The 16,681-nt window shown below is 53.7% G+C and carries 14 protein-coding genes and 1 pseudogene; 10 read left to right on the top strand and 5 right to left on the bottom strand.

Features of this window, described 5'->3' with window-relative positions; all coding sequences use genetic code 11:
- The first annotated feature begins 187 nt into the window (after positions 1–187).
- Positions 188–928, top strand: a complete 741-nt coding sequence (locus NSQ80_RS03425) for an IclR family transcriptional regulator (protein ID WP_009227077.1) — start codon at positions 188–190, stop codon at positions 926–928.
- Between the two features lie 872 nt (positions 929–1,800).
- Here NSQ80_RS03425 and NSQ80_RS03430 read toward each other — a convergent pair.
- The 4 genes from NSQ80_RS03430 to NSQ80_RS03445 form a co-directional block, all read right to left on the bottom strand.
- Positions 1,801–3,000 carry an IS4 family transposase gene (locus NSQ80_RS03430; RefSeq protein WP_339299006.1) on the bottom strand — a complete coding sequence of 400 codons (1,200 nt, stop codon included), beginning with the start codon at positions 2,998–3,000 and terminating at the stop codon, positions 1,801–1,803.
- A 487-nt stretch (positions 3,001–3,487) separates the two neighbouring features.
- On the bottom strand, positions 3,488–5,110 hold the full coding sequence (locus NSQ80_RS03435; protein WP_339301346.1) for an alpha/beta fold hydrolase: 1,623 nt from the start codon (positions 5,108–5,110) through the stop codon (positions 3,488–3,490).
- 35 nt (positions 5,111–5,145) lie between these two features.
- The gene (locus NSQ80_RS03440) at positions 5,146–6,249 is read right to left on the bottom strand and encodes a DUF5808 domain-containing protein (protein WP_339301348.1); all 1,104 of its coding nucleotides are present in this window, start codon (positions 6,247–6,249) and stop codon (positions 5,146–5,148) included.
- Between the two features lie 6 nt (positions 6,250–6,255).
- Positions 6,256–6,642, bottom strand: coding sequence for a GntR family transcriptional regulator (locus NSQ80_RS03445; protein WP_339301350.1), 387 nt, complete (start codon positions 6,640–6,642; stop codon positions 6,256–6,258).
- Positions 6,643–6,787: 145 nt separating this feature from the next.
- On the opposite strand from NSQ80_RS03445, the gene NSQ80_RS03450 reads away from it, so the two are divergent.
- Positions 6,788–7,225 (top strand): GNAT family N-acetyltransferase, encoded by a 438-nt coding sequence (locus NSQ80_RS03450; RefSeq protein ID WP_339301352.1) that lies wholly within the window; start codon positions 6,788–6,790, stop codon positions 7,223–7,225.
- A 79-nt stretch (positions 7,226–7,304) separates the two neighbouring features.
- Here NSQ80_RS03450 and acnA read toward each other — a convergent pair whose 3' ends face one another.
- Positions 7,305–10,022, bottom strand: coding sequence for an aconitate hydratase AcnA (acnA, locus tag NSQ80_RS03455; RefSeq protein WP_009226934.1), 2,718 nt, complete (start codon positions 10,020–10,022; stop codon positions 7,305–7,307).
- A 234-nt stretch (positions 10,023–10,256) separates the two neighbouring features.
- Here acnA and NSQ80_RS03460 point away from each other — a divergent pair, with 234 nt between their 5' ends.
- From NSQ80_RS03460 to NSQ80_RS03495, 8 genes and pseudogenes are all read left to right on the top strand, one after another.
- Positions 10,257–11,261, top strand: a complete 1,005-nt coding sequence (locus NSQ80_RS03460; RefSeq protein ID WP_339301354.1) for an amidase domain-containing protein — start codon at positions 10,257–10,259, stop codon at positions 11,259–11,261.
- 54 nt (positions 11,262–11,315) lie between these two features.
- Complete coding sequence (locus tag NSQ80_RS03465; RefSeq protein WP_036646606.1) at positions 11,316–12,410, top strand: D-alanine--D-alanine ligase; 1,095 nt, start codon at positions 11,316–11,318, stop codon at positions 12,408–12,410.
- 55 nt (positions 12,411–12,465) lie between these two features.
- A complete protein-coding gene (locus NSQ80_RS03470; RefSeq protein ID WP_009226937.1) occupies positions 12,466–12,786 on the top strand; it encodes a hypothetical protein in 321 nt (106 codons plus the stop codon).
- A gap of 23 nt (positions 12,787–12,809) precedes the next feature.
- Positions 12,810–13,016, top strand: a pseudogene (locus NSQ80_RS03475) (UV damage endonuclease UvsE); the annotation flags it as partial.
- Positions 13,017–13,118: 102 nt separating this feature from the next.
- Positions 13,119–13,889, top strand: coding sequence for an enoyl-ACP reductase FabI (fabI, locus tag NSQ80_RS03480; RefSeq protein WP_009226939.1), 771 nt, complete (start codon positions 13,119–13,121; stop codon positions 13,887–13,889).
- A gap of 203 nt (positions 13,890–14,092) precedes the next feature.
- Positions 14,093–14,962, top strand: a complete 870-nt coding sequence (locus NSQ80_RS03485) for an inositol monophosphatase family protein (RefSeq protein ID WP_260071325.1) — start codon at positions 14,093–14,095, stop codon at positions 14,960–14,962.
- Positions 14,963–15,018: 56 nt separating this feature from the next.
- Positions 15,019–15,267, top strand: coding sequence for a hypothetical protein (locus NSQ80_RS03490; RefSeq protein WP_198136241.1), 249 nt, complete (start codon positions 15,019–15,021; stop codon positions 15,265–15,267).
- A 119-nt stretch (positions 15,268–15,386) separates the two neighbouring features.
- Positions 15,387–16,646 (top strand): stalk domain-containing protein, encoded by a 1,260-nt coding sequence (locus tag NSQ80_RS03495; protein WP_260071326.1) that lies wholly within the window; start codon positions 15,387–15,389, stop codon positions 16,644–16,646.
- Positions 16,647–16,681: the final 35 nt, after the last annotated feature.

The following is a 16,681-nucleotide window of genomic DNA, read 5'->3' on the forward strand; positions in this document are numbered from 1 at the left end:
ATTGAAGAAAACGCTTTTAATGGAGGGGGATCGAAGAAAATGTCGAAATAACACGATTCCCCTGAATTTAATCGTAAGTCGATCCCTGTTGAATGTCAATGGAAGGTGTTTCATTGACGGAATTTCGCTTCTTTCATATAATTTATGTAACCGAGTTTCATATAGTGAAACCTAAGGAGGATGCCGGATGGAAGACCGGAAGCTGACGGTGCGCGCGGTTGAGCGGGCTTTGGATATATTGGGATGTTTCACAAAAGCAAGCGATCTGGGGCTGACGGAGATCGCCGCCGAAATCGGCCTGCATAAAAGCACGGTCCATCGCTTGTTGACCACGCTGGAGGAGCGGGGCTTTGTGATCCGTGATCCTGCTACGGAGAAGTACCGTCTCGGCCTGAAGATCTGGGAGCTGTCGACCCATATGTCCCACAGCGACGATCCCGCTGTGCTGCTGCTGCCGCAGATGGAGCGGCTGCGCGACCGGCTCGGCGAGACGGTCAGCCTTTATTTACGTGACGGCATTGAGCGGATACGGATTCAGGCGGTGCAGAGCAACCAGGCCATCCGCCGGGTCGCGCCGGTCGGGGCGCGGCTGCCGCTGTACGTGGGCGCGTCCAGCAAGGTGCTCGTCGCCTACTCGGGCGAAGAGGTGCTCCAGGCGGTGCTGGACAGCCCGGACTGGCCGCCGACGATCGATAAGGCGGCCTATGTGGCGCAGCTGGAGGATATCCGCAAGGCGGGATATGCCACCAGCTACGAGGAGCGGGAGCCGGGGGCGTCCGCCGTCTCCGCGCCGATATTTGACCGGACAGGGAAGCTTGCAGCCGCCCTGTCCGTGTCGGGGCCGGTCAGCCGCTTGACGCTGCAGCGGCTGGAGGAATACGGGCCGATCCTGGTGGAGGCGGCCCGGGAGATGGGCATGCTGATGTAGGCGCGCCTGGCGGCAGCCGCGATCATCATGCCTTGCATGGCCAAAACGCCTGCGCGAGGGGGGAACCCTGCGCAGGCGCTTTTTGCGTTGTTATTGGAATCACGATAACTCCGAAATGGCTTCAATAGGGCTTGAAAAAATGTGCTTTATTTTATTAAAAATGCAACATTGTTCCTTTTTTTAATTCTTTATGCAACGCCAGTGCCACAACAGGCGAAGCTTCCAGCAATAAGGCCACTTTTTACCGCTATATACTCACGGGGATGAAGCTTCGCCGCAAATAGCGGTAATCTTTGGCCTTATTGGGCTCGATGAACGCCCCGGCAGGCGTAGCAGCCCGCGATAAGGCCACTTTTTACCGCTATAAGAGCACAAGGACGAAGCTTCGCCGCAAATAGCGGTAATATATGGCCTTATTGGGCTCGAAAAACGCCACAACAGGCGAAGCAGCTAGCAATAAGGCCACTTTTTACCGCTATATACTCACGGAGATAAGCTTCGCCGCGAATAGCGGTAATCTTTGGCCTTATTGGGCTCGATAAACGCCACAACAGGCGAAGCTTCCAGCAATAAGGCCACTTTTTACCGCTATATACTCACGGAGATAAGCTTCGCCGCGAATAGCGGTAATCTTTGGCCTTATTGGGCTCGATAAACGCCACAACAGGCGAAGCTTCCAGCAATAAGGCCACTTTTTACCCACTAGCGTTGCATTAAGACTTCTTTCTGCTTTGATTCAGACAAATACAGAACAACGATATAGTATATACAAACCGGATTAGTATATATTTTACAGACGCACTTTGCTTAAATTTGAAAAAGTTTAGAGGGGATTAGACCCGCACGTTACCCATTTTTTAAAATTTAAGTATTTAGTTCAATACTTCTACAATGATTCGTGGCTTCATCGATTTGTTCGCCTGCTTGGGGGGCCGACCGTTTCGCTTCGTTCGTCCTTTTGAGCTCCGTGTGGGCTTTTTGAATAAGGCTTCATGCAGCCTAGTCCATGACCGATCGGCATAGAGTCGAATCAATCGAAGTAACTGCCAAACGGTTTGCTTGCACTCTAGCTTCAGGCGTAGCAACAGGCACAGAGCATAGGATATCAACGCGATATACATCTGGTTCCAGATGGCTTCTGCGGTGTACCCATGAGGCTTCACTAAACGGAGGTGTTGCTTAATCCATTTAAAGAATAGCTCGATTTGCCAACGATGCCGATATACATCTGCAATTTGGTGCACGGACAAATCCATGCGACTTGTCACAAGGCGATATAAACGACCTTGCTGATCCTGAAACTCAATGAGTCGCAACTTCATTTGCTGCCCTGGCAGAGTTACATCCGCATCCCGAATGAAATCTCCCCGCTTGGGAAGAGCCCGTTCCTTGAGGATCGTCAATCGGGTATTATCCTTAACCCGAGCCACAAACTTCATCCCTTGGTCCACCCAGGCTTGAAAATGCTTGTGCACCTGATAGCCTCGGTCCATCACATAGGTCACTTCTTTATCGACCGTAAAGTTTGGGGCAACTTCGTGGTCTGCGACATCTTTGGTTGAGGCGATGATTTTATCTGGAACCATCGTCTTCGCGTCGACGACTAGAAGTGAAGTGTGCATTTTCACGCCGTGATTGGATGCAGAGCAGTAAGCCCATTTGGAAAGAATCGCTGGCAAGGTGATTTGAGTAGAATCCATGATCGCGAGCTTTCCGATCTTAGTCGTGATTCCTGGCTTACTCTCCGTTAGTTGTTGGATTTGTCTCGTTACTTGCATGAAAAGCAGGTGAAGGTTCTCTAGGGGAAGCTTCTTCATTTTCCGCGAGAGTTGGGATGGGCTTATGCTTTCAAGTCCACCAAGTATCGCTTGAAAATCTTCATTGGCTTCAAGATGCTCGGACATTTCAGCATAAGACTCTCGTTGCTGTAACTGGGCTTCAATGAACAGCAGTAGGGAAGAACCGACAAAAAGCTTGCGAGCACGATAATCCAAAACGCTATCTCGGGAAGAATTAATATTTAACATTTGTAGACATTGACATATGACACTTAAATTTGTACTGTTATCCATAGAAATCTCCTTTTGTTGAGAGGTTGATGGATAACCTTTGGATCAACTCAACATTAGGGGATTTCTTTATTTTTGTACATGAAAACCAGCCTATAATTTGCAAATTTAGTAAATTGTTGATTTGAAATATCGTTTGAAAAGTTAATGCAACGCTAGTGCTTTTTACCGCTATATACTCACGGAGATTAAGCTTTGCTGCGAATAGCGGTAATATATGGCCTTATTGGGCTCGAAAAACGCCACAAAAGGCGAACCAGCCCACCATAAGGCCACTTTTTACCGCTATATACTCACGGAGATTAAGCTTCGCTGCGAATAGCGGTAATCTTTGGCCTTATTGGGCTCGATAAACGCCACAACAGGCGAAGCAGCCAGCAATAAGGCCACTTTTTACCGCTATATATTCACGGAGATAAGCTTCGCCGCGAATAGCGGTAATATATGGCCTTATTAGGCCCAATATACGCCATAATAAGTGCAACGCGGCTTACTTGATCCCCTGAACCCAAGCTGCAATATCGTCGATGATCTCCTTGGAGACGTTGGACGGTTGGGCGTACTCGGCGCCGATCGAGAGGCCATCCACTTTGGCCAGCAGGTGGTTGACCTGCGGATACGATTTAAACGCGACGTCTTTGCGGTTTTGCAGCGCGGTTTTCCAGCCTTCAAATTGCTTCATCGTCACTTGCCAATCGTTCTCGCCTTGCAGGATCAGCATCGGAACGGACTGCTGCTTGGCGAGCTCGGCCGGCACGTAGTTTTTCTGCTCAAACCACCAGTACGCCGGTTGGGTCGGGAATTGCTCCGGCATATGGTCAACCGTATACTGCGGGTCGTTGACCATCGCGGCGATCGACGTATACACCGCAGCTTGCTGCTCGTAAGGCGCCGGGTCCAGGCCGAGCTCCTTCACACGGCTGACGAGCTCCGCTTGCTGCTCAACCAACACATCGGCGAATTTACCGCTTGGTCCGGATAGCAAGATTGTCCCGGCGATGTCGCCGCTGGTATCGCCTGCGATGATCAACGGCATCGCATAACCGCCTTGGCTATGGCCGGCGACAAAGATGCGGGAGGCATCGATCTCCGGTGTCTGTTTCAATAACGCGACCGCCTTCAGGGCATCGTCGACCGTCTCTTTTTTCAGCGTAAACTTCGAATCGGCGGCCACTTTAAAGGTATGCTCGTACGTGACTTTGTCGTACCGCAGAACGGCGATGCCTTGCGCAGCCAGGCCCACCGCCAGGTCACGGAACGGCTTGGCGCTGCCGATCGCCTCGTCCCGATCGTTGGTTCCGGAGCCGTGCACCAGCACAACGGCAGGGAACGGGCCGTTGCCCACAGGCAGCGTTAAGGTGCCCGGCAAGGCCATGGCGCCTTCCCCAACGGTGACTTCCCGCTCAGTATAAGCGGCGGCATCTTCGTAGGCAGGCTTTTGGTAGGCCGAGCTGGCAGCGGCAGCGATATACATATCGTCGATCTCACCGGCGGCATTCAGCCGCAGCGTTAAGTTCACAGGAACTGCGGCCGTTTGAAAGGCGTACGTTACGTTGCGGTGGACGGTATTGGACGTTTCACTCTTGGATGGAGTGCCAACCACTTTGCCGAACACCGCTTCATAATTGGCCCATAGCTGGTTCAGCAGGGAAGCCGGAAGGTAAGAAGATGCAGAGGCGCTGACGTATTTCGCCGCTTCGGCGCCGTTACCGGCAAGCAGCGCTTTCAGGAACAAGTCGGCGGAGTCCGCAGCTTCCGCATCCGTCTGCGCCGATTCATTTTCCCCAAACACCTCAACCAGCCATTTGGCATCGACCAGCGCCCGGCCGTTCGTTATACGTACAGGCTCCCCTAAAATAGTACGTTTCCCGTCCACCAACGCTTCCGACGAATCGAGGGTCAGCTCCAGCTTATGTCCGTCCTTGGTGATGAGGATGCTGCGGCTTTCCGGCAGCCAATCGACTTGCGCGCCAAAGTCTTCGGCCGCTTTCCGTACAGGGATGAGCGCAGTGGCGCTTTGCTGAGATGCCAGAGCGGATGCTGGCGGAAGTGCCAGACTAAGGGTGAGTGCAACAGCGGCGGCATGCTTGAATAGTTGGGATCGTTGGGTCATTTCATTTTCCTCCTTAAATATCAAATGAACTTCATCTATTTAGTAAGCCAGGCAGACCAGGCGATGACGACCAGAATGCCCAGCAGGGTGAGCCATGATATCGGATTTGCGAAGTTCATCGTCCAGCCGATCCCGGTTCTTTTCTCCACAAAAAGAGTTGGGTCCTGCGGATTAAAGTAAATCGCTCCCAGCTTCCAGTAACGGTCATCGTTAACCGGCGCGGCGCTTGCATTGCCGGGGACACGCCCGCGTCCGATTCGGCTGCCGCCTTGGCCTGTCGTAAAGGTCAGCACCATGGCAAATAAGACAATAAATACAGGGACGGCCAGGCTAACCATCGTGATCACGCTGATATCCATGGGACGAATCATGTTAACTTGAATGAACGAAAACATCAGGATCAACGCCAAGGATGAGGCTACTGTGAAGACGGACCATCTCCGGCGGAACGCGGCGTTTTGACGGAGCGAGCGCTCTGGATCGGAGGTCCGGAGCTGTTGTTTGCTGTGATGGATCGACCAATTCACAAACCAGAACAGCAACGTTAAGATGATCTGCATCACGTTAGGAAACAACACGATGCGATAAGATTTAGCGGCACTGCTGACCACTTGACCCGAAAAATCGAACTTCATTGCGACCGTATCAGGGATAGACGCGTATTGGCTCAGGGTCAGGGCTGCACTTACGACAATGATGACGGCGTGGATCAGAAACCACTTGCCGGATAATGCCAGCCTTTGCCGGCGAAACCCGGTGTCCACCGCAATCAAGGCCGGAGAGTCCGGAGCGGCGGGCAGGGACGGGCGGAGTTTTTTCATCCGGAAGTAAAACGCTAGATGGAGTCCCGTGGAGATCACGAGGACCACTCCGAGATAAATGGCAAACAGGATACCCTGCTCATTGCCATTCTTGTTCCACAGGCTCACGAAGCAGGCAATCAGCAGGAGTGAATAGATGGTTCCGCTGATGGAGGCATACAGCCTGCGCAGCCGCCGCACCGGTTCGCTCCAGTATTGCTCCTCGCTAACGGATACGCCGAAGCTTACCGTCTCCCGAGTTAAATAAGGCATCAAGGCTAAGGACGCCAGCAAGGGCAAAAACATCAACAATAAGAGAAATGTAGATAGTAGCTGCATTTCGGTTTACTCCTTTCGAGAAATCTCTTGGTGGATTTGCTCTACAATCCGAAGCAGTTCTTCCTTCTCCATCCCGCGGCAGATGGCTTCGGCCACGATCGGACGCAGCTCGCGCCGCTGTTTCTCGCGAAATTCCGGCGTAATCGGCGGCATGGCCACCGGATCGACGACAACGCCTTTTTGGCGGTGGACTTGGATGTAACCTTCCTGCTTCAGAATCGTATAGGCTTTGTTCACCGTATGCAGGTTAACGCCGATATCGGAAGACAAGCTGCGTACGGAGGGCAAGGGTTCGCCCAGTTGAAGCCGTCCGCTGGCAATCCCTTCGATAATTTGATTAACCAGTTGTGTATAAATCGGGACCTCCGATTGTAAATCCAACTGAATGATCACGGACAGGCATCTCCTTTTTGTTCTAACTGTTATACATTAACTATAACAGATAGTTTGTGTGGTGTAAAGTGCTGCAGGAGCGATTGATTGACGGGTACCTGAAATCATGATTAGATGATCCTGACCATGAATGGGGGAGTTATAGGTGTCGGATCAGACGGAGGGGCGTTTGACCGGATACTTCAGCTGGTATTCAGCGGATGGGGTGGAGGCGATCATCAATGCCATGGTGCATCCGCAGCAGCGCCGCCAAGGTATTTTCCGAACTTTGCTGGAGGCGGCGGCAACGGACATGCGCGAGCAGGGGATTCAAGCCTGCCGATTTAAAGTTCCGGCGGATTCGGATGCCGGTCAACATACCATGGAGCATCTTGGCGCCCAGTTTGACAAATCGCAGTACGCAATGGAGTTTCTCGCTTTACCGAGCGATGAGATCAGGAACCCGAACCTCGCGCTTCGCCCGGAAACGCTGAAGGATTTCGGATTTATGGTGCGCTGCTCCACACATGCGTTTGGCGATTCGGAGGAGTGGACGCTGCGTTATTTCGGTAATACCCGGGAGATTGCTACACATGTAAGCTAAAAGCATGGCCATAAGATGAAAAAAACGAGTTCCCTTCACACACCGTGAAGAGAACTCGTTTTTGATTTGAAGCGTTGATTTACGCGTTTGCTGCGATCATTTGACGCAATACGGTTTGCAGGATGCCGCCGTTGTGATAGTAATCCACATCGACCATGCTGTCGAGGCGGGCAATCACCGTGAACTGGAACGTGCTGCCATCCTGGCGGGTTGCCGTTACGGTTAATTCTTGACCCGGCTTCACGTCGTTGCTCAGGCCTTCGATATCAAACGTTTCGGTGCCGTCGATGCCTAGCGTTTTCCAGCTTAAGCCTTCCTTAAATTGCAGCGGCAGTACACCCATGCCGACAAGGTTACTGCGGTGGATCCGTTCGAAGCTCTCCGCGATAACCGCTTTGACACCCAGCAGGTACGTGCCTTTCGCTGCCCAGTCACGGGAGCTTCCGGTACCGTATTCTTTGCCGGCAATGACAACGAGGTTTTGGCCTTCAGCTTGATATTTCATCGAAGCGTCGTAGATCGACATCACTTCGTCCGTCGGCAGGTATTTCGTTACGCCGCCTTCCGTACCTGGCGCCACTTGGTTGCGGATGCGGATGTTGGCGAACGTGCCGCGCATCATGACCTCGTGGTTACCGCGGCGGGACCCGTAGGAGTTGAAGTCTTTGCGTTCAACTCCATGCTCTGTCAAATATTTGCCCGCCGGACTGCTTGGCGAAATGTTGCCCGCCGGAGAGATATGGTCGGTCGTTACCGAATCGCCGAGCAAGGCCAGCACACGTGCACCGCGGATGTCTGCAATGTCGGACAAGCCTTCGCCAATCTTCTCAAAGAACGGCGGATTTTGGATATAGGTCGATTTCTCATCCCACTCGTACAGCTCGCCTTGCGGAACCGGGATGGAATTCCAGCGTTCGTTTTGCGTGAAGACATTCTCGTATTTGCTGCGGAACATCTCCGGACTCATCGATTGGCCGATCACTTCCTTAATTTCTTGGGAAGAAGGCCAGATGTCCTTCAGGTAAACCGGCTTGTTGTCGCGGTCGTAGCCGATCGGATCGTTTTGCAGGTCGATATTCACCGTACCCGCGAGCGCGTAAGCAACGACCAGCGGCGGAGAAGCCAGATAGTTCGCTTTCACCTGTGCATGGACGCGGCCTTCAAAGTTCCGGTTCCCCGAAAGTACCGCTGCAACCGTCAGATCGTTATCGGCGATCGCTGCGCTGACTTCGTCCGGCAATGGACCGGAGTTCCCGATACAGGTTGCGCACCCGTAACCGGCAACGTGGAAGCCAAGTGCTTCGAGCGGCTCGATTAAGCCGGCTTTTTGCAGATACTCCGTTACCACGAGGGAGCCTGGGGTCAAGCTGCTCTTCACGTAACCCGGCTTGGTCAGACCGCGTTCAACGGCTTTCTTCGCCAGCAGGCCAGCGCCGACCATAACGCTTGGGTTGGAGGTGTTGGTACAGCTCGTAATCGCCGCGATAACGACGGCGCCAGTTTTCAGTTCGCTGGTTGAACCGTCCGGATGCTTCACCGGTACGGACTGCTCGATCTTCTCTTCGGTCAGGCCGTAACCGCCTTTCTCAACCGGCGTGCGGATGATGGAGTTGAAGCTCTCTTTCATCGCAGTAAGCTCGATGCGGTCCTGCGGACGCTTTGGTCCGGCCAAGCTTGGTACGACGGAGCCAAGATCCAGCTCGATCAGATCGGTAAATACCGGATCCGGCGTATCGTCCGTGCGGAACATGCCTTGCGCTTTGTAATAGGCTTCAACCAGCGCGATTTGCTCTTCGGAGCGGCCGGTGCTGCGCAGATAAGCGAGCGTTTCCTTATCTACCGGGAAGTAACCGATCGTTGCACCGTATTCCGGGGCCATGTTTGCCACGGTCGCGCGATCGGCAAGGCTGATGTTGGTCAGGCCTGGGCCATAGAATTCCACGAATTTGCCGACAACGCCTTTCTTCCGCAGCATTTGCGTAACGGTCAGCGCCAAGTCGGTGGCCGTAGCGCCCTCAGCCAGGCTGCCGGTGAGCTTAAACCCGATAACTTCCGGAGCGACAAAATAGAGCGGCTGCCCCAGCATGCCCGCTTCGGCCTCGATCCCGCCAACGCCCCAGCCAACGACGCCAAGACCGTTGATCATCGTCGTATGGGAGTCGGTGCCTACGAGCGAATCTGGGTAAACGAACGTTTCGCCGTTTACGGTCTTCGTAGCGGCCACAGATGCCAGATACTCCAGGTTGACCTGGTGAACAATCCCGGTAGCCGGAGGTACGGCGCGGAAGTTGTTGAAGGCGGTTTGCGCCCAGCGCAGGAAGCGATAACGTTCTTCGTTGCGCTCAAACTCAACCTTCATGTTGTACTCAAGCGCATCTGGGGAACCAAACGCGTCGACCATGACGGAGTGGTCGATGACGAGGTCAACCGGCACGAGCGGGTTGATTTGTTTCGGATCCCCGCCGGCTTTCTTCACGGTGTCGCGCATCGCGGCGAGGTCGACGACGACCGGTACACCGGTGAAATCCTGCAATACGATACGAGCGGGGATAAAAGGAATCTCTTTATTCTCATCGCGGCCCTCGCTCCAACCGGCGATTTGCTTCACATGTTCTTGGGTGATCGCTCTTCCGTCATATTGGCGGACAGCGGCTTCAAGCAATACTTTAATGGAGAACGGAAGTCTGGAAATCTTCCCCAGACCTTGCTGCTCAAGAGCTTGCAGGTCATAGTAGCGGTAGCTCTTGCCGCCGACCTCCAGCGTACGGGCAGCGGAAAAAAAATCGTTCGCTGACATGAATGAACCTCCTTGATTGTAGTTTCACTAGATGAAACATTATTTCAAAAATTCCTGATTTAAGTATACCTTTCCTACCGTGGGGAGTAAAGTACTTTTTGTACCTGATTTAGGCTCGTTTGGGCTGTATCGGTGCGGTTGAATGGGCTTTCAAGCCTAGGCCGGCCAGGTGTAAAACATACTCCCTCCCAGGCGTTCATATAATGGCTAATAGTGAAAAGGAGGCGTGGACGTATGGCGGAGGAATGGAAGAAGACGTTATCGGTTTATGTAAACGAACAGAACCAGGACGAAGTGGACTATCGCACGCCTAGCGGAGGCACGGTCGTAACCGATGTGGATTATCTAATGCGGCGGGGTGAGCGGAAGCGCAGACTGGAGAGCTGGTATCGCCTTCGGGGAGCCTCGCCGCTGCGCTGCGAGACCCGGGCCAAGCTGGTGCGTGAGATCGAGAAGCGCGAGGGCGAGATCGAGGTCGATCTGCAGCTGTCCCGCAAAATATACTATGAAAAAGGCGGAGCCTGCCATCAGGAGGAGCGAATCGAAAAGCAGCGCCTAACCTTGGCGCGCGACGGTTCCGGCTGGATCGTCAGCAAGGTGGAACAGCCGGTGCCTGAGCGGCATCCGGTGATGGTGCTCCCTGATCATAATGAAGAGGAAGCGGCGGGGAGCAAGGGAGCTGTGCCGCGGCCGTTTTTGAACCACGAAGTTCTCGGGATAGGCGGCGCACGCAGCATCGCTTACCGTCGCGAGGAAGCCGTGATATACGCTGATCGGTGGTGGGACAGCTTTAATCCGGAATTCGCCGCCTTTGAGGTGGATTGCACGAACTATATCTCCCAGTGCCTCTTTGCAGGCGGAGCCCCAATAAACTATACTGGAAAAAGAGAATCGGGCTGGTGGTACAAAGGTTATGTCGGCGGACGGGAGCTGTGGAGCTACAGCTGGTCAGTGGCCAATGCGTTAGCGCGCTATCTCGGCCAGAGCCGAACCGGACTTCGCGCCGAACTGCTCGAGCGTCCGGAGCAACTCCAGCTTGGCGATGTGATCGCCTACGACTGGGACGGCAACGGCACGTTTCAACACAATACGATCGTGACCGCGTTCGACGCTGGCGGCATGCCGCTGGTTAACGCCCATACGACGCCAAGCAAGCACCGTTATTGGGATTACCGGGATTCCTACGCCTGGACCGAAAAGACGGTGTATCGTTTTTATCATATCGCGGACCGCTTCTAGAGTTGAGTTCAATGAAGGTTCATTGAACTACATATTTAAGGAAAGAGGTTGCTCATGGGACAGGACAGAATTACCGTAGGCCTCATCTACGGGGGTAAATCAGGAGAGCATGAGGTTTCGCTGCAGACGGCCTTCGCCGTATCTAAGGCGTTTAATTTTGACAAGTACGAGTTACTTCCTTTTTATATCGATAAGCAGGGCAAATGGAAGGTGGGCGAGAAGCTGCACGCGCCGTTTGCCGCACTGGAGGAGCTGAAGCTTGAGGAGAGCAAGGGCGATACGGCTGCTGCGATGGGGCTGTTGTTCAGCAAGCTGTCGACGGGCCAATCGGAAATTGACGTAGTGTTCCCGCTGCTGCACGGCACCAACGGCGAAGACGGCACGATTCAAGGGCTGTTCGAAATGGCAGATTTGCCATACGTCGGAGCAGGCGTACTGGCTTCCGCGGCCGGGATGGATAAGGTCATCATGAAGAAGCTGTTCGCCGAGGCCGGACTCGAGCAATGTGCGTACTGCTATTTCACCGCATCCGAGTGGGAGCGCTCAAGCCACACGCTGATCCAGAGCATCGAGGAGAAGCTTGGCTATCCGTGCTTTGTCAAACCGGCGAACCTTGGCTCCAGCGTAGGGATATCCAAAGCGCGAAACCGTGAGGAGCTGCTGTCCTCCGTGGCGCTGGCCTTCCGTTATGATTTGAAAGTGATCGTTGAGGAATTTGTGGACGCCCGCGAAGTGGAGGTCGGGGTGCTCGGCAACGATGAGCCGCTGGCCTCAGTACCAGGAGAAATCGTCTCCTCAGGCGAATACTACGATTATCAAGCCAAATATTTGGATGGAAAATCGCAGATGCTGATTCCTGCGCCGATCGATACCGAATTGGCTGAGCGCATCCGGGAACTGGCGGTTAAGGCGTTTAAAGCGATTGCCGGCAGCGGGCTGTGCCGGGCTGATTTTTTTGTGCGGAAGTCGGATCATAAAATTTGGATTAACGAAGTGAACACGATGCCAGGCTTCACGCCGTTTAGCATGTATCCGCTCTTGTGGCGCGAAACCGGAGTGGCTTATGAGGTGCTGCTGGATCGCTTGATTGAATTGGCGCTGGAGCGCTATGAAGCCCGGCAGGCGTTGGAATTCGAAAGCGGCATTTAGTCAGCGGCGGCGATTGCCGCCCGGACGGCCGGCTGAATGAAAGGAAGGGGTAACGGTGGGGTTTCAAACGGAATTCAACTCAGTGTGTAAGTTCAAGAAAGAGCAGGAGCTTTACGAACTGTTGGAATACGGCAAGGGCAAAATGCTCAAAGAAGGGCTGCGCGTGTTCCCGACAGGACAGAAGGTCATCGCATATTCACCGGATAACAAGGCGGTGGCGATCGTGAAGATCACCGCTTGTGTTGCCGAGATCAACTTCAATGGAGAGGAAGTTACTTCGGTTGAGCTGGAACTGATCCGTCCGCTGACGGAGGAGGAGTCTGCCGTGCAGACCGCTCTGGCGCACGAAATGTTCTTCGGAGATCCAGACGTTTAACGACCTCGAGACCCTGGAGCAGCGATCCGCGCGGACACGCCGATCACGTTATCGTCCTTCCTTTGCTTGAGTTTCTGCGCAGTATCGCCCCGATCACCGAGCGGGTGGATGTGATGCTGGAGGCGAAGCTCAAGGACGGGGCGCTATCTGCGTTAATGGAGGATTTAGCGCGGTATCGGGAGGAAGGCGTGGAAATTTTGGATGGAGCGAGCGTGCGCATCCAACCGTAATTCTGAGGACAAGCCGTCGCTGAACGCCGGCTCTCTTGAAAAATGAAGGGAAATACGGTAAGTTGTACAAAATGAAGGTGTACTTAAAAGAGGAGGATATTCATGGGTAATTTGTTAGCGGGGAAAAATGTGATCGTGATGGGGGTTGCCAACGAGCGCAGCATCGCGTGGGCGATTGCGCAAAGCTTGGCAGAACAAGGCGCCCGTCTGGCTTTTACATATGAGAGCGAACGCGTAGAGGGCCGGGTTCGCAAGCTGGCCGAAACGATTCCAGGTTCACTGATCCTGCCGTGCAACGTGACGGTGGATGAGGAGATCGATCGACTGGCCGACGCACTGCGGTCCGAATTTGGCGTTCTGCATGGTCTGGTTCACAGCATTGCGTTTGCCAAAGGCGAGGATCTGGCGGGTGAGTTTATGGACACGTCCCGCGAAGGTTTTGCGTTGGCTAACGACATCAGTGTCTATTCGCTGGTAGCCGTATCGAAGCGCCTGTCTCCGCTCATGACGGAAGGCGGCAGCATTATGACGATGACGTACATGGGATCGGAGCGCGTGATGCGCAACTATAACGTGATGGGCGTAGCTAAGGCCGGACTGGAAGCATCGGTACGTTACCTGGCTAACGACCTCGGGCCGAAGAACATCCGCGTCAATGCGATTTCGGCTGGGCCGATCCGTACGCTGGCCGCGAAGGGGATCAGCGATTTCAACTCCATCCTCAAGCAAGTTGAGGAGAAAGCTCCGCTGCGCAAAACGACGGACACCGCTGAAGTTGGTGACACGGCGATGTTCCTGATCAGCCATCTGTCCCGCGGAATTACCGGGGAGGTAATTTTTGTAGACGGCGGGTATAATATCGTAGGTGCATAACGTAAAGACCGCATGCGGTTAGTCAGCAAAAAGTTCGTTTCCGGAGGGGACACATTCCCTGCTATTGGACACGGACTTTTTGCATATAAAGTAAAGTGGCTTTCGTTTGAATTCCAAGGCGGGCAGGCGAAAGGACGCAACTTTGCAAATTTAAGGACGTATAGTTTTTAGGAAGCAAATTATCAGTATAAGATGAAAGTAGAGTGAATCGATTGGAATCGAATCCGAAAGTTCCATATGTGGTAGGCAGTAAGAGTCCGACGGCCGTAGCGATCAACTGTGCTGCAAAAGCGGGAGAATGGATCAAGAGCCGGCTGGGGGACTACCGTGATCTGAATACGAAGCAATCGCCACATGATTTGGTAACGGATGTGGATAAGGGTGCGGAAGCGATGATTCGCAAGCTGATCTTGACGCATTTTCCAGATCATGAGATCCTTGGCGAGGAAGGGGTAGCCCCGGGAGCGGCGGCATCTGCTGCAGCGCTGAAGCAGGGGAGCGAATCGGAGTATTTGTGGATCGTCGACCCGGTGGACGGAACGACCAATTTCGTGCACGGATTTCCGTTTTTTTGCGTATCGATTGCGCTGGCATATAAAGGTGAGGTCATTATCGGCGTGATTTATGACCCTATACGCGACGAGATGTTTGTGGCGGAGAAAGGCAAAGGCGCCTACATCCACGGGCAGCCGTCGAAGGTGTCCGCCGATGCGACTTTGTCCGGCAGCGTCGTTGCGGTAGGGTTTAACCCGGACCGGGATTTTGCCTTGCCGGTAAACATGCGTGGACTGAACGCGTTGTCCGGTGAAGTGCGCAGCCTGCGCGCCGCGGGTTCAGCCGCTTTGCATCTGGCGTATGTTGCTGCTGGTCGGCTAAGCGGATATTATGAGGTTGGACTGAACGCCTGGGACGTCGCCGCCGGCGCACTGATCGTGAAGGAATCGGGAGGAATAGTGACAGATACCGCAGGTAACCCTTATCACATCGGCGTACGTCATTTGGTTGCCAGCAATGGCAAAATCCATGACGAGCTGCTGAGTGTTATCCGGGCTGCCGATGCGACGGGCCTGTAAAACGAGTTTGGCGACAGCAAATGTTTAATCCATATTTACCGGAAGGAGTGTCCAGGATGAGCGATAGCAAGGAATTGGAACGCGAGCTCAGCGAGATGCTGACGGAAGGGGAATACGGCAATGAGAAAGAACGCCGTGAGGAGGAACGCAGAAGATTGTCACCGAAGTACGAAATCCGAATTCAGACCACGTTGGACCCGATCGTGGAGGAGACGCTGAATTATCGGAAGATGGCCAAGGAAGTCGATGGCCGTTATGATGAGTATTTGAAAAGGACCGGGCGCGCGGAGAAAAAACCGGAATAACGCAGAGTACGCAGCATAAGCCGGTGTAAGATGCATCAACGAGACCTGAGGCCAACAGCGAAAAACCTCAGGTTTTTCGCGCTATTATACTTATTTCTTTATCCAAGGAGTTGAAAAGCTTGAAGCATCATCGGATGAACAAGGCTTTCGTTTTGGCGGGAGCGCTCGCCCTCGTTCTAATCTTGTTCAGCGGCATCGCCGCAAAACCAGCCCAAGCTGCGGAGGCTGTCGACGACTACCTTATCGTTGCGCTGGGCGATTCCATTACAGCCGGGTACGAACCGGGCATGACCGAGCAGAGCGTCCCCTACGGCTTCGTCGAACGTCTTAGAGAACAAGGGCTGTTTCATGAGCGGACGTCTGCCGTCAATTACGGCATTCTGGGTCTGACCAGCGAAGGCTTAAAAAATTACGTTACCGCGATCCAGAAGGGTGTGCCGGCGGCTGCTGCAGACATTCAAGCGAACGTGCCCGATCCGCGCATTGCTTCCTTTGCGGCGGGGATCGCCCAAGCGAAGGCTGATCTGCAGAAGGCTGATTTGATCACGATTACGATCGGCGGGAACGACCTGCTGAAACTGCTTCCTGATGTGAAAAACATCTCGCTCGATCAGCTCCGCGCCCAAGGCGATGAGGTGTTGACGCGTTATGGTGACAACCTGCGCGAGATCGTCCGCATCTTGCTGGAGTTGAATCCTTCGGCGCAAATCGTGATTGCGGACCAATATCAGCCGGTGCCGAAGCTGGCCGGCGCAGCGATTTACGATGAGCTGCAGCAGCTCGCCGGTAAGTTTACCGCTATCGTGGATGGCATTGTTGCTGATCACGCAGGTGATGCGAAGCCGGTAAAAGCAGCCCATGTAGCAGTGGCTTTTACGGGGCGGGAAATTTCGCTGACGCATATTTTCTCCGACACGGATATCCATCCGAACCAAGCCGGATATGAGGAAATCGCCAAGATTTTCGCTGAATCGGTTTGGGGCAGCTATCGGACGACAACCGCCAAGACCGGTGGAGCCCCGATATCCGTTGTGGTTAAGGGCAAGGAGTTAAACACGCCGTATCCACCGATCTTGAAGAACGGGCAGACGTTCGTGGCCATTAAGGACATCACTGATGCGATTGGAGCGCAAAGCAAATGGGATTCCCGCACCTCCACTGCGACGGTTACCTATGGCAGCCGGACGGTTGTGATCCCGATTGGCGCGAAGCAAATCAAAGTAGATGGAACGCCGGCGACGACCGCAACTCCAGCTTTCCTGCAAAAGGTCGGCAAAGAGAACAAAACCTATGTTCCGCTCGCTTTGCTCGTGCAGGGGCTTGGGCTGGATGTTCAATACAGCAGCAAAATGAAGACGGTATTTATCAACGAACTTTAATATTAAAATAGTTGGCCGACAAATCGCCGGAGCGT

This window comes from Paenibacillus sp. FSL K6-2441 (assembly GCF_037964765.1).
GTDB classification, from domain to species: Bacteria; Bacillota; Bacilli; order Paenibacillales; family Paenibacillaceae; genus Fontibacillus; species Fontibacillus phoenicis.

Coding starts and splice junctions, on each gene's coding strand:
- NSQ80_RS03425 (WP_009227077.1), top strand. CDS start 188: ATGGAAGACCGGAAGCTGACGGTGCGCGCGGTTGAGCGGGCTTTGGAT.
- NSQ80_RS03430 (WP_339299006.1), bottom strand. CDS start 3,000: ATGGATAACAGTACAAATTTAAGTGTCATATGTCAATGTCTACAAATG.
- NSQ80_RS03435 (WP_339301346.1), bottom strand. CDS start 5,110: ATGACCCAACGATCCCAACTATTCAAGCATGCCGCCGCTGTTGCACTC.
- NSQ80_RS03440 (WP_339301348.1), bottom strand. CDS start 6,249: ATGCAGCTACTATCTACATTTCTCTTATTGTTGATGTTTTTGCCCTTG.
- acnA (WP_009226934.1), bottom strand. CDS start 10,022: ATGTCAGCGAACGATTTTTTTTCCGCTGCCCGTACGCTGGAGGTCGGC.
- NSQ80_RS03460 (WP_339301354.1), top strand. CDS start 10,257: ATGGCGGAGGAATGGAAGAAGACGTTATCGGTTTATGTAAACGAACAG.
- NSQ80_RS03465 (WP_036646606.1), top strand. CDS start 11,316: ATGGGACAGGACAGAATTACCGTAGGCCTCATCTACGGGGGTAAATCA.
- fabI (WP_009226939.1), top strand. CDS start 13,119: ATGGGTAATTTGTTAGCGGGGAAAAATGTGATCGTGATGGGGGTTGCC.
- NSQ80_RS03490 (WP_198136241.1), top strand. CDS start 15,019: ATGAGCGATAGCAAGGAATTGGAACGCGAGCTCAGCGAGATGCTGACG.